The organism is Flavobacterium sp., from assembly GCF_036741995.1.
Classification (GTDB): Bacteria; Bacteroidota; Bacteroidia; order Flavobacteriales; family Flavobacteriaceae; genus Flavobacterium.
On sequence record NZ_DAINRG010000015.1, the window covers coordinates 15,159 to 28,972 of the forward strand.

General features: G+C 39.8%; 13 protein-coding genes. 9 read left to right on the forward strand and 4 right to left on the reverse strand.

Translation table 11 applies throughout. The annotated features are described in order from the left end of the window. The first annotated feature begins 24 nt into the window (after positions 1-24). From V7D82_RS06735 to V7D82_RS06775, 9 genes are all read left to right on the forward strand, one after another. Complete coding sequence (locus tag V7D82_RS06735; RefSeq protein WP_333600212.1) at positions 25-1,635, forward strand: tetratricopeptide repeat protein; 1,611 nt, start codon at positions 25-27, stop codon at positions 1,633-1,635. Between the two features lie 148 nt (positions 1,636-1,783). Beyond that, positions 1,784-2,719: a T9SS type A sorting domain-containing protein gene (locus V7D82_RS06740; protein ID WP_333600213.1), complete on the forward strand. Its 936-nt coding sequence runs from the start codon at positions 1,784-1,786 to the stop codon at positions 2,717-2,719. Between the two features lie 117 nt (positions 2,720-2,836). Continuing rightward, positions 2,837-3,718 carry an SDR family oxidoreductase gene (locus tag V7D82_RS06745; RefSeq protein ID WP_333600214.1) on the forward strand — a complete coding sequence of 294 codons (882 nt, stop codon included), beginning with the start codon at positions 2,837-2,839 and terminating at the stop codon, positions 3,716-3,718. Between the two features lie 124 nt (positions 3,719-3,842). After that, the gene (locus tag V7D82_RS06750) at positions 3,843-4,607 is read left to right on the forward strand and encodes a ParA family protein (protein WP_333600215.1); all 765 of its coding nucleotides are present in this window, start codon (positions 3,843-3,845) and stop codon (positions 4,605-4,607) included. A gap of 6 nt (positions 4,608-4,613) precedes the next feature. Continuing rightward, positions 4,614-5,513, forward strand: coding sequence for a ParB/RepB/Spo0J family partition protein (locus V7D82_RS06755; protein ID WP_333600216.1), 900 nt, complete (start codon positions 4,614-4,616; stop codon positions 5,511-5,513). After that, positions 5,513-6,076: a DUF5683 domain-containing protein gene (locus V7D82_RS06760; protein WP_333600217.1), complete on the forward strand. Its 564-nt coding sequence runs from the start codon at positions 5,513-5,515 to the stop codon at positions 6,074-6,076. The genes V7D82_RS06755 and V7D82_RS06760 overlap by 1 nt, the downstream gene beginning before the upstream one ends. Next, a complete protein-coding gene (gene dapB, locus V7D82_RS06765; protein ID WP_333600218.1) occupies positions 6,076-6,780 on the forward strand; it encodes a 4-hydroxy-tetrahydrodipicolinate reductase in 705 nt (234 codons plus the stop codon). The genes V7D82_RS06760 and dapB overlap by 1 nt, the downstream gene beginning before the upstream one ends. Positions 6,781-6,845: 65 nt before the next feature. Beyond that, entirely contained in the window at positions 6,846-8,396 is a 1,551-nt protein-coding gene (lepB, locus tag V7D82_RS06770) for a signal peptidase I (protein WP_333600219.1), read from the forward strand. Positions 8,397-8,490: 94 nt separating this feature from the next. Continuing rightward, positions 8,491-9,105 carry a WbqC family protein gene (locus V7D82_RS06775; protein WP_333600220.1) on the forward strand — a complete coding sequence of 205 codons (615 nt, stop codon included), beginning with the start codon at positions 8,491-8,493 and terminating at the stop codon, positions 9,103-9,105. Here the strand turns inward: V7D82_RS06775 and V7D82_RS06780 are convergent, their stop codons facing one another. The 4 genes from V7D82_RS06780 to mutL are packed head-to-tail and all read right to left on the reverse strand — an operon-like array spanning position 9,106 to position 13,706. Continuing rightward, complete coding sequence (locus V7D82_RS06780) at positions 9,106-10,155, reverse strand: endonuclease/exonuclease/phosphatase family protein (protein WP_333600221.1); 1,050 nt, start codon at positions 10,153-10,155, stop codon at positions 9,106-9,108. 7 nt (positions 10,156-10,162) lie between these two features. Further along, positions 10,163-11,044 carry a rhomboid family intramembrane serine protease gene (locus tag V7D82_RS06785; RefSeq protein WP_333600222.1) on the reverse strand — a complete coding sequence of 294 codons (882 nt, stop codon included), beginning with the start codon at positions 11,042-11,044 and terminating at the stop codon, positions 10,163-10,165. A 2-nt stretch (positions 11,045-11,046) separates the two neighbouring features. Beyond that, entirely contained in the window at positions 11,047-11,859 is an 813-nt protein-coding gene (locus tag V7D82_RS06790) for a rhomboid family intramembrane serine protease (protein ID WP_333600223.1), read from the reverse strand. After that, entirely contained in the window at positions 11,856-13,706 is a 1,851-nt protein-coding gene (gene mutL, locus V7D82_RS06795) for a DNA mismatch repair endonuclease MutL (protein ID WP_333600224.1), read from the reverse strand. The genes V7D82_RS06790 and mutL overlap by 4 nt, the downstream gene beginning before the upstream one ends. Positions 13,707-13,814 lie beyond the last annotated feature (108 nt).

Genomic DNA, 13,814 nt, shown 5'->3' on the forward strand with positions numbered 1-13,814 from the left:
TCAAAAAAAATCTACTTTTGGCGTATGAAAGTATTCCAATCCTTAGCGATAGCACTTTTACTTCTTGTCTTTAGCGGGTCAAGGGCACAATCCTCAGACAATGCACTGATTCAAAAAGGCTGGGCCGAACTGGTTAAGGATAATGAAAATACTGCCTTTCGGTATTTTTGGGAAGCCAATGAGAAAGCCAGAAGAGAAAACAATACCAAAGACAAAGCGGAATCCTATTTCTATCTCGGCATCTGTTCGTATGGCGCCAGCTTGGAAAAAGGCTTGCAGTTTGCCACAAAAGCCTTAAACGAATACAACGCTCTGGAAAAAACCGATGCCGAAAAAGCCACCCTCGGAAGATACAAATGCCTGCAGTTAATCAGTACCATTTACAGTCGGCAAAAGAAATACGACGATGCCCTGCGCTTAAGTAAAGAAGTCATTGCCGAACTGGAAAACAAGAAGGATGCTTCGGGGACTTTGGGATTGGCCTATAACAGTTTGGGCAGTATTTATGAATTGAAAAATCAAAACGAAGCGGCAGCACAGTACTATAGCTTGGCTTTAGCCGAATTTGAAAAATCAAACAACGTAGCCTACTTGCCTACCTCCTATTGCAAAATCGGTACCCTGCTTCAAAAGAAGCACCAAAAAGAAAATAGTTTGCAGTATTTCCAAAAAGCATTAGCCTTAGCCGAAAAAACACAAAACAAACAAGCTCAGGTGACAGCATTAATTGCGTTGGGAAAATGGCAGCTGGATTTTGATAAAAACCTTGTAATTGCCGAGAATTACTGTAACAAAGCCCGAATCATTGCCATAGGGTTAAGCGATAAAGTATTCGAAATTAAAACGCTCGAAACGCTGATTGCCATCAAAAAGGAGCAAAACAATTTTCAGGAAGTTAGCCAGTTGCAAAGCGAAATCATTACGCTCAAAGACCGTTTTTATTCCGCCGAAAAACAACAAATCGAAAAAAGCCTGGAAGTACAGTTTGAAGTCTCCGAAAAGAACCGCAAACTAAAACTCATCTCTGCCGAAAAAGAAGTTTCTAAACTCACCAATTACCTACTGATAAGCGTTTTAGGCCTGCTGATTGTTGTCTTTTCGTTTTTATATTTCTTCCTGAAAAGAATCAACAAAAGAGACAAGCAGTTGTTAAAAGCCAAAGAAGATTTGGTACAACTACTGGAAGAACAAAAACTGTTGAAAGAAGAGCAATTTAATAATGATTTGGAACACAAAGAAAGTCAGTTAAGCGCCATCACTATTCAGATGTTGGAGAAAAACGAACTGCTGGACGAAATCAAAACCATCTTAAGCAAGAAAGATCCCAATACCGAAAGTGAACTTAAAAAATTAGTCCACAAATACACCGTTCAGGACAACAACTGGAAGGATTTTGATAACTATTTTGAGAGCGTCAACAAGAATTTCTACACCCGTTTGAAACAAAAATATCCGGACATCAGTGCCAACGACTTAAAAATCTGCGCGCTCATCAAGTTGAATCTGTCGATTAAAGAAATGGCTTCCATTTTAAATATCTCTCCTGATAGTGTCAAAACCGCCCGCCACCGATTGCGCAAAAAACTACAATTGAACACCGAGGAAAATCTAACCGATTTTATACTTGCCGTTTAACAGCAAAAAACACTGTAAGCGCCATAAAACATAGGCTTGTTTACCTTTTGTCAACCTGAAAAAATAGTACAACTCCCTCTTAATAGGTACTTTTGGTTTTAGAAATTGCTATGAAAAAGAATTTCCGTAACCTCTAAAAAACATTACTATGAAAAAGAATTACTTTTTAAGTTTGGCGCTGTTGCTGTTTGCCGGTAACAGTAGTTTTTCGCAAGTCGTGAATGGCGACTTTGAAAACATCACCTGTAATTTTACGCCAACCAACTGGGGAATGACCTTTGTGCAGCAAGCGGGTTTTGACCCGCAGACTGGGGAAAGTTTTGGCGACCAAATCCAATATACCTGGTGCATTCCTTCCATGGTGTATGTCTCTACCGAACCCCAAACCGGCAACTATGCTATGGAAATATCCAATGCCTTCAACGTGACACAAAATACGGTTATTCCGGGAATCGCTACTATTTTCAGTGATCCTGAACAAGACAGTCCGGGCTGGAATCCGGGCATTCCTATTGAACCTAATGCCAATGTCTCTATGTTGGGTTTTTACTATAAGTTTATGCCTGTAGGTAATGATATTGCCCAAGCCAAAATACAAGTAGCGGATGCCGATGGCAATGAAATTGGCCACGCTACTATTGATATATCGGGAACTCACAATCAATTTGAGTATATATATGAGCCGATTACTTATACTTCAAATGCGGCACCGGCTTCGATGATTATCTCATTTAGCATGGCCAAAGAAGGCTCTACACCCAACTTTGGCAGTCGATTAATTGTTGACAATGTGGTTACTAATTTTGCTGCGCTAAATCTGAACACCAATGAACTTACTTCGAAAATAAAAGTATATCCAACCTTGGTAGACAACGAATTAAATATTACCACTACTACCGCAACACAAGGTCAGGTAGACTATATCATTGTCAACACCGAGGGAAAACTGGTAAAACAAAACACCGTAACCGGAAACTCAGGCTATGTTTACACTATGGATGTCAGCGATTTAAGTTCCGGCCTGTACTTTATTACTGTGAATAATGCTTCGGAACACCTCACCAAAAAGTTTATCAAAAAATAAAAATTGTTTTGTTTACCATAAGTTAATTGCCCCAAACCGGATTAGAGTTGCGACTGTAATCCGGTTTATTTTTTTACGCGAATTACTTTTATATCTTTACTAAAAAATAGAAACAGTATGGATTTTTCAGCAAAAATGCTTCGCGATAATGCCTTGGCCGATAAAGTAATTGTAGTAACCGGCGGCGGAAGTGGCTTGGGCAAAGCCATGACTAAATATTTTATGGAATTGGGTGCCAAAGTAGCCATCACTTCCCGTGATTTGGAAAAACTAAAAACCACAGCCGCCGAATTGGAAGTAGCCACCAACGGAAAATGCCTGCCATTGCAGTGCGATGTTCGTCATTACGATCAAGTGGAAGCTATGCTGGCTGAAGTTTTGAAAGCCTTTGGCAAAGTAGATGTTTTGCTAAACAATGCAGCGGGAAACTTCATCTCGCCTACCGAAAGATTATCGGCCAATGCCTTTGACACCATTATTGATATTGTACTGAAAGGTTCCAAAAATTGCACCCTCGCTTTTGGAAAACACTGGATAGCAACTAAGCAAACCAACTGTAATGTCCTGAATATAGTAACTACATACGCCTGGACTGGCTCCGGTTATGTAGTACCAAGTGCTACTGCCAAAGCCGGCGTTTTAGCCATGACAAGAAGCCTCGCGGTAGAATGGGCCAAATACGGCATCCGCATGAATGCCATTGCTCCCGGACCGTTTCCCACCAAAGGCGCCTGGGACCGATTATTGCCGGGCGACTTAGCTGAGAAATTTGATATGGCCAAAAAAGTGCCTTTGAAAAGAGTTGGCGACCATCAGGAACTGGCCAACTTAGCGGCTTATTTAGTTTCTGATTTCTCTGCTTACATCAATGGCGAAGTGATTGTAATTGATGGCGGTGAATGGTTACAAGGCGCCGGACAATTCAATATACTGGAGAAAATTCCGCAGGAAATGTGGGATATGCTGGAGATGATGATTAAGAATAAAGGGAATAAATAAGTTCACTAAAAAAACCTTTACGGCATCCGACTACTCTTCAAAACTTTACCAGAATGTTAACAAATAAGCCTTGACAAACCCATAATAAATTGTATTTTTACCGCTCAAAATCTACAAAAAACAAATGGGTAAAATCATTGCTATTGCTAATCAAAAAGGTGGTGTCGGTAAAACAACAACTTCTGTAAATCTGGCCGCATCACTGGGTGTTTTAGAAAAAAAAGTGCTTTTAATTGATGCGGATCCTCAAGCCAACGCCAGCTCCGGTTTAGGCATTGATGTGGAAAGTGTGGAAATCGGTACTTATCAAATCCTGGAACACAGCAATACACCCGAAGAAGCTACCATAGCCTGCTCCGCTCCCAATGTTTGGGTAGTGCCGGCACATATTGATTTGGTGGCCATTGAAATCGAATTGGTTGACAAAGAAAACCGCGAATACATGCTAAAACAAGCTTTGGAAAGCGTAAAAGACCAATACGATTACATCCTAATTGACTGCGCGCCGTCTTTAGGTTTGTTGACTTTAAATGCCTTAACCGCCGCTGATAGCGTCGTGATTCCAATTCAATGCGAATATTTTGCTTTGGAAGGGTTAGGCAAATTGCTGAACACTATCAAAAGCGTACAAAAAATACACAATCCCAACTTAGATATTGAAGGTCTTTTACTGACGATGTATGACTCGCGTTTGCGTTTGTCAAACCAAGTGGTGGAAGAAGTTCAGAAGCATTTTAACGATATGGTGTTCAAAACTATTATTCAACGCAATGTAAAATTAAGCGAAGCGCCAAGTTTTGGAGAAAGTATCATTAACTTTGACGCCACGAGCCGAGGAGCCACGAACTACTTAAGTTTGGCACAGGAAATTATCAAGAAAAACAGTTAACAAGCTATGGCAAAAGCTATAAAGAAACAAGCATTAGGAAGAGGATTATCGGCTTTGCTGAAAGATCCTGAAAACGATATCAAATCCGTTGGCGATAAAAATGCCGACAAAGTGGTGGGCAATATCATCGAATTGGATATTGAAGCCATTGAGATTAATCCGTTTCAACCCCGTACCAATTTCAATGAAGAACACCTTCAGGAATTGGCTTCTTCCATCAAAGAACTAGGGTTGATCCAACCGATTACCGTTCGTAAATTAGATTTCAATAAATACCAATTGATTTCGGGAGAGCGCCGTTTGCGTGCCTGCCGATTAGTGGGATTGACTACGGTTCCTGCTTACATCCGAATTGCGAATGACAACGAGTCATTGGTCATGGCTTTGGTAGAAAACATTCAGCGTCACGACTTAGACCCGATTGAGATTGCGCTTTCGTACCAACGTTTGATTGATGAAATCCAATTGACGCAGGAACAAATGAGTGAGCGCGTGGGCAAAAAACGGTCTACGATTGCTAACTATTTGCGTTTGTTGAAATTAGATCCGATTATCCAAACCGGAATCCGTGACGGATTTATCAGTATGGGCCATGGTCGTGCGATTATCAATATTGAAGATCATGATATTCAGTCTGATATTTACCAAAAAATTGTCAGTCAAAACCTTTCGGTTCGGGAGACCGAAGCTTTGGTAAAAAACTATCAGGACAGCATCAAACCTGCTGCTCCAAAAGCCAAAAAAGGAACCGCTTTCGCCATTCCGGAAGAACAGAAAAAAGCTTTTGTGAATTTCTTCGGAACCAAAATTGATGTCAAAGTAGCCGGTAATGGGAAAGGTAAAATCACCATTCCGTTTCATTCGGAAGAAGATTTTAATCGAATCATCAAACTAATAAAAGGTTAGTGACTCGTTTATTCTACATAGCTATCCTCTTTTTTCTACTCGGAAACCAAGCTGGTTTTTCTCAGACTATCAGCAATGCGCTGGTCATCAAAGACACCGTAAGTTCGAAAGACAAAGAAATCAATCCGTTAGCGCCTTCCAAAGCCGCTTTCTATTCGGCTATAGTGCCGGGATTGGGGCAAGCTTACAATAAAAAATACTGGAAGATTCCCATTGTTTACGGGGCTATCGGAACGAGTTTGTATTTTTATATTTCCAACAACAAAAAATACCACAAATACCGCGATGCCTACAAACACCGGTTAGCGGGTTTTGAAGATGATGAATTCCAGTATCTTGATGATGCCCGATTGATTCAGGCACAACGTTTTTACCAACGGAACCGGGATTTATCCTTGCTGCTGAGTGTTGGTTTTTACATCCTCAACATCGTAGATGCCAATGTGGATGCGCATTTGTTGCAGTTTAATGTCAGTGATAAATTGTCTCTTCAGCCTGATGTGTATCAAAACGATATCAACTACAAAACCAATATTGGTTTGTCATTTAATTACAAATTCTGATGAAAATAGCACTTCTGGGATATGGAAAAATGGGGAAAGTAATTGAACACATTGCTTTGCAAAGAGGCCATGAGATTGTGCTTCGCAAAACCAGTTCCAATACTTATGAAGGACTAGAAAAAGCTGATGTTGCTATTGATTTCAGTATTCCCAGCGTAGCGGTTGAAAACATCACCACTTGCTTAGAAGCCGGAATCCCAGTAGTTTCCGGAACTACCGGTTGGTTAGACCGTTATGAAGCTATGACGGCTTTGTGCCAGGAGAAAAACGGTGCTTTTCTTTATGGTTCTAATTTCAGTTTGGGCGTGAATCTGTTCTTTGAACTGAATTCGTATTTGGCCAAAATGATGGCGAAGTTCAGCAACGTCTATAAAGTTTCGATGGAAGAAATTCATCACACCCAAAAACTGGATTCTCCGAGCGGTACCGCTATTTCATTAGCCAAAGGCATTATTGAAAACACCGATTATACTTCGTGGACAGAAGAAACGGCTACTGAAAATCAAATCCACATAGAAGCCAAACGCATTGAAAATGTTCCCGGCACGCACAGTGTTTACTACAATTCCGATGTAGACTTTATCGAAATCAAGCATGTGGCGCACAATCGCGAAGGCTTTGCTTTGGGTTCTGTATTGGCCGCCGAGTGGATTTTGGGCAAAAAAGGCATCTTCTCTATGAAAGATGTTTTAGATTTGAAGTAACAAAATGAAAGTTCTAAGACTTATAGCAAATAACCTGATTATCATATAAACAAATACACATAAAAATGACACTAATTCAATGGTTTATATTCTTCCTGGCAGTTCAAATCGTTCACGGTTTAGGAACCTGGAAACTATACGAAAAAGCAGGAAGAAAATCTTGGGAAGCCTTTGTACCGGTTTACAATTCCATCGTTTTGATGAAAATCATCGGAAGACCATCGCTTTGGACGATATTACTTTTCATTCCTATTATCAACCTGATTATGTTTCCGGTGGTTTGGGTGGAAACCCTGAGAAGTTTTGGCAAAAAAACTACTACTGATACCCTTTTAGGGATTTTTACCTGTGGGCTTTATATTTTTTATATCAACTACACTCAAGACGTTACATACATAGCCGACAGAAGTTTGGTAGCCACAACCAAAACCGGTGATACTATCAGCTCGTTGCTTTTTGCCGTGGTGGTCGCTACTTTGGTACATACTTATGTGATGCAGCCTTATACGATTCCGACTTCCTCTTTGGAGAAGTCCTTATTGATTGGTGATTTCCTTTTTGTGAGCAAGTTTCATTATGGTGCCAGAACGCCAATGACAACTGTAGCAGCGCCTATGGTGCATGACACTTTACCGATTCTGAAAACCAAGTCGTATTTGAGTTGGCCACAATTACCTTACTTCCGTTTTCCGGGCTTCCAAAAAGTACAGAAAAATGACATCGTTGTTTTCAACTGGCCGGCGGATACCGTTTACAAATTCTTTGACACTTCGGGTAGAAGCATTATAAAACCTGTTGACAAGAAATCAAACTATGTAAAACGTTGTCAGGGAACACCTGGTGATTCATTACAAATTAAAAACGGAGTGGTTTTTATCAATGGCAAGGAATTAATTTTACCGGAAAGAGCTAAGCCTCAGTTTTCATATTATGTGACTTATGATGCTGCTGCCAATATTGATTTCGATTATTTACTAAAAGACATTGGTTGTACGGATGGTGCCGGTTTCAAAAGCGAGGCTAGAGACACGATTGTTCTTAGAGCTTTAACTTTTGCAGGAGCCAGTCAATTGAAAGCCGTTCCCGGAATAAAATCGGTTACCCGTATAATTTCCAAGCAAGGCGAATCGAATATATTCAGCCATACGCCAAACTGGAATGCGGATAACTTCGGTCCTATTTACATTCCGGAAGCCGGAAAAACAGTGGCTCTAACGCTTCAATCGTTACCTTTTTACAAAAGAATTATTTCGGTATATGAAAAACACGATTTAAAAGTAGTCGGCAGTGATATTTATGTAGACAACAAAAAAGCAACTTCGTATACTTTCCAACAAAACTACTACTGGATGATGGGAGACAACCGTCACAATTCCGAAGACAGTCGTTACTGGGGTTATGTTCCAGAAGATCACATTGTAGGGAAACCGGTATTTATTTGGATGAGTTGGGATGCTAACGGAAAAGGGTTGCACAAAATTCGTTGGGAAAGATTATTCACTACTGTTAGCGGTGATGGACAACCACAATCTTACTTGAAATACTTCCTTGGCTTAGTATTTTTATATGTGCTTGGAGATTATTTTTGGAAAAAGAAAAAAGCAAATAAGAGTTAATCCAGTTGAAAATTAAACCATTTGAAAATTTAAAAAGTCATATCGTCTGCTAAAGGCTTTATGGCTTTTGACTTTGAAATCCTTTCCAAACCACATGAGCAATATTATACTACATCCTAGTTATTTTCCTTCCATCAGTCATTTTGTGGCCATTGCCAAAGCTGGTGTAGTGACTTTTGAAATGGATGATAATTTCCAAAAACAAACCAACCGAAACCGAATGTACATTTACAGTCCGAATGGCATTCAAATGCTCAACATTCCTGTAAAGCATTCTAAAGAAGCACATCAGCGAACCAAAGACATCAAGCTAGAAACGGCTTTCGATTGGCAGAAACAACATTTCAAATCCTTAGAAGCGGCTTACAGAACTTCGCCTTTCTTTGAGTATTTTGAAGATGATATTCTTCCCATTTTTCAAAAGAAACACACTTTCCTGATGGACTTAAATCTGGAAACCATGTCCATTGTTTCGAAATGTCTTAAACTGGAATTTGATTATGATGAAAGCTCGGAATATTTCCATCAAGTGACCGATAAAACAGACTATCGAAATCTGATTAACGGCAAGAAAGACATGGCCGTTTTTGAACCTTATACTCAGGTTTTTGGCGAAAAGCACGGGTATTTAAACAACCTTTCCATTTTGGATTTGTTGTTCAACGAAGGGCGGTATGCGTTGGATTATTTGAGAAAACAGGCTTTGTAATTATTCTGCGAATGACAGTCGGGTCATAATTGGAAAATGATCTGAATTTTCGAATTGGGCAAAAGTCGTAAAACTTTTTACTTTCATTTTTTTACTGGCAAAAATATAGTCGATCCGCGCCGGATAGTACTTGAATTTATACGTTTGCCCAAAACCGTTTCCGGATTCCTCAAAACAATCATACAAATCCGATTTGATATTGCGATAAATATAAGAGAACGGGCTGTTATTCATATCCCCACAGATAATGACCGGATAAGGACACTCTTTTTTATGATTGACTAAAATGGCTGCCTGCTGTTGCTGCTTTTTAAAAGCATCGCGGATTCGGGCAAAAACCTGTTGTGATTTGCTTTGGTTAATGGCATCCACATGTTCCTGAATTTCATTCACATCAGGCGAAATTTTTATCGATTGCAAGTGGATGTTGTATACGCGGAGCGTGTCTTTCCCTTTTCGGATATCTGCAAAAATCACATTGTTTCCGGCTTCCGGAATTTTAAAATCGCCTTGGTTGAAAATCGGAAACTTGGAGAAAATCGCTTGTCCGGTTTTGATGTGGTTGCCTTCCATGAAAATAGCTTTGTACTTGTAGACTCTCAAATCTACTTTAGCGTTTTCTGAATATTCCTGTATGCACAAAATATCAGGGTTTTGCTCGTTGATAAAGCTCAAAATAGTATCGCCCACCTTTCGATTCGGAATCCAGTCAAATAGATTAAACAAGCGAACATTGTAGCTCATTACCTTGAAATCTTTTTCTTCTTCGGGCAAATCGCTAGAGGAAAACTTGTAGAATTTATTGATAAACGTAATGCCCAAAAGCAACACCAAGCCCGAAAGCATGACTTGTCGCTTCAATTGCAGCAACCAATAAATAAAAAATATGCCGTTTAAAATTAGAAATAAGGGAAGAATCAGCGTGAGAACCGAAAGTAGCGGAAACATTTTGGGTGCCAGAAACGGTAAAACATAAGCCACAAAGGTCAATACAGTTACGACTATATTGCCTGCAAAAATCACTTTGTTAAACCACGATAGTTTCTTCATTTATACTTTATTTCCCGGCTTTAAAGAGAAATTCTTTCTCTTCGCTGGTCAGGCTGTCATAACCCGATTGACTGATTTTATCCAAAATCTCATCAAGCTGTTGCTGGGTTTTATCTTTGGCAACAATTTTACTTTCTCTTTTTGCAGCAGGTTTTTTGGGGTTTACGTGCACTTTTTTAAACGGAGTGGATTGCTTTTTACTAAATAAAGAACCCAAGAAATCCAAAACAGCGGTTACTATTCGGCTCAAATCGGTACCATTTTGCAGCAACTTGATGTAAATATAACCAAAAAAGGCACCACTTAAATGCGCAATATGTCCGCCGGTATTATTCATCGGTAACTGAATCAAATCAAGGAAAAGCAATAGTACGGCTATTTGCCAAAGTTTTACTCTTCCAAACAACATCAATCTGACATCCATAAAGGGCTGGTAAGTTGTGGTGGCCAGCAATATGGCCATAATAGCACCCGACGCACCAACCATGGATGTTACAACTCCCTGCAATGCCGGTAAATAATGATATCCCACTAAATACGCCGTGCCCGAAAAAATAGCCGCTAGTATATAAGCGCCCAATAATTGTTTCTGAGTAAAATAAGTAAGGAACAATTGGCTGGCAAAATGCAACATTATCATGTTAAAAACCAAATGAATAATGCCCGCATGAAAGAAAGCATACGACAAAACAGACCAAGGTTTCCAGGCTAATTCGCTCCAATTGGTTGACAAACTAACAAAACTCAAGTAATCAATATCAAGATGAAAAAGCTTGGCCACGGCGAAAAAAACTTCCGGAACAGCAAAAAGCAATAGGTTCCAAAAAATCAATCGGACACTGACATTACCTATCTTGTATTGAAATTTTAAGTCTTCTAGTAAGTTCATTTTTAATCCCAGCGATTTTTATTAAACTGATTTTTCTTCCAATACCACATCATTAGGAAACCGCACAAAGCACCACCCACGTGGGCAAAGTGAGCAACTCCGGTACCTCCGCTGCCAAAAAGAGAACTTCCTTTGAATCCTAAAAATAAATCAACCGCTAATAATCCCGGTACAAAATATTTGGCTTTAATAGGAATTGGGATGAAGATAATAGCCAGTTCGGCCATTGGAAACATAAAAGCAAAAGCGGTTAGCAATCCATATATAGCCCCGGAAGCACCTACAACCGGCGTTTGCGAAATCATGGCTGCCTCTGATATTTTATTAAATTGCTCCTGAGTACAATGACTATTATCCAAAATAGTCTTGATATTTCCGGCAAGCATTTTTCCATTTTCATCAAAAATAGCTCTATAATCAGCATTCAGTAAAGTATGGATTTGAGCGTTTGACAGGTTCAGGCTGGAAACTTCGTTTAACAGCGAATGTATTTGCAAATAATTTACTCCCGTATGCAATAAAGCGGCTCCCAATCCACAGGAAATGTAAAAGAAAAGGAATTTCTTAGCGCCCCAAAAATGTTCCAAAGCACTACCAAATGAAACCAATGCAAACATATTGAACACTATATGCATCAGGTTGGGCATTGGCGCGTGCATGAACATATGTGTAATGGGTTGCCAAATTCTAAAGTTAGCATTCTCCGGATAATAGAGTGAAAATAACGGATAAGCCACACTCACAAACTGGGATCCAATGAAAAATATAATATTGATAATCAATAACTGCTTAACAGTTTCGGTCATTCGCATCATACGCTGAATTTTTTATCTAAATCTTCGACACTCATGGTGACGAAAGTAGGTTTTTGAAAAGGTGATACATTCGGTTCTTTGCAGGCAAACAGATTGTGCACTAGATTTTCCTGTTCTTTTTCGGTTAAATAGGTTCCGGTTTTTACGGCCAAACTTCGCGCCATCGACTTGGCAATGGTGTCATTTTGGCAAAAACTGCTGTCCGGAATCCCGTCTTGTAAATCACTCAATAACTCTTCCAAAACGATAGAAATCTCACTTTCGGTCACATTGACAGGCAATCCGGAGATGACCACATGATCTTCGTTTATGCTTTCAAAAAGAAAACCGGTATTTTCTAAAGACAACTGCAATTCTTTGACCAATTCAATTTCAGCAGCCGAAAAATACAACTGCAACGGAAACAACATCTGCTGACTCGAGGCTTGATGCATCGTCATGCTGGTCAAAAATTCTTCATACAAAATACGTTCGTGTGCCCGCTTTTGATTGATAATGACCATCCCCGATTTTATCGGACTGACAATGTATTTTTTGTGAATCTGATACGTCCGCTTTACTTCCTGCTCTATTTCATTTTCTTCAAACAAAGACGAAGTCACAGCATCGTTTTCAAAAGTCATTTCGGCAATTTCCTGCCCGGCCTGCTTTAAGCCAACATACAAGCTTTCCCAGCTGGGCTGCGCTTCCGGTTTTTTATAATTAGACGAAGACGCAAAAGATTTACTTGGTTTGTCTTCCGAAAACGGATTGTAACTTCTATCCACCTGAATCGTTGGGTATTCGGCTTCTTTATTTTGGTATTGGTACGGCGTGTCTAAATTGGGATCTCTATCAAAATCGAGTACTGGCGCGACGTTAAATTGTCCCAAACTGTGTTTGATGGCCGAACGCAAAATAGCATACAAAGCATGTTCATCGTCAAACTTAATTTCGGTTTTGGTCGGATGAATGTTGATATCAATGGTATGTGGCGGAACATCTAAGTATAAAAAATAACTTGGTTGGGCTCCGTCTTTCAGCAAACCTTCGTAAGCCGCCATAACCGCGTGGTGCAGATAACCGCTTTTGATAAATCGGTTGTTGACAAAGAAGAATTGTTCGCCTCTGTTTTTCTTGGCAAATTCAGGTTTTCCGATAAATCCGTGGAGGTTGACAATCTCGGTTTCTTCTTTGGTGGGTACCAATTTCTCATTGGTCTTTCCGGCAAAAATATTAACGATGCGTTGTCTGAAATTCGAAATCGGCAAATTGAACATTTCGCTTCCGTTGTGGTACATCGTAAAATGAATGTTCGGATGCGCCATCGCTACCCGTTGGAATTCATCCACGATATGGCGTTGTTCCACCGTTTCTGATTTCAAAAAATTACGGCGTGCCGGTATGTTGAAAAATAAATTTTTGATAGCAAACGAAGTGCCCTTTGGCAAAACGGCTGGTTCTTGGGAAACAAACTTACTGCCTTCAATGATAAGGTGAATTCCGAGTTCTTCCTGGTCCTGTTTGGTTTTCATTTCCACATGCGAAATCGCCGCTATGGAGGCTAAGGCTTCGCCACGAAACCCTTTGGTATGCAAAGAAAATAAATCTTCGGCCTGACGGATTTTGGAAGTGGCATGACGCTCAAAACACAAACGCGAATCGGTGACACTCATGCCTGAGCCGTTATCAATCACCTGAATTAATGATTTTCCGGCGTCTTTTATAATTAACTTGATATCGGTAGCTTTCGCATCCACGGCGTTTTCCAGTAATTCTTTAACTACAGAGGCAGGACGTTGTACTACTTCACCGGCAGCAATTTGATTGGCGACATGATCGGGAAGTAATTGAATGATACTCGACATTAATTCAGTTTAAAAGTTTAAGGTTAAGGCGTTTGAAATGGTTTGTTTCTTCCAAACCAAAGTAAGCAAATTTAAGGAAAAAGTATTGGGATTTATAGCTAATAATTT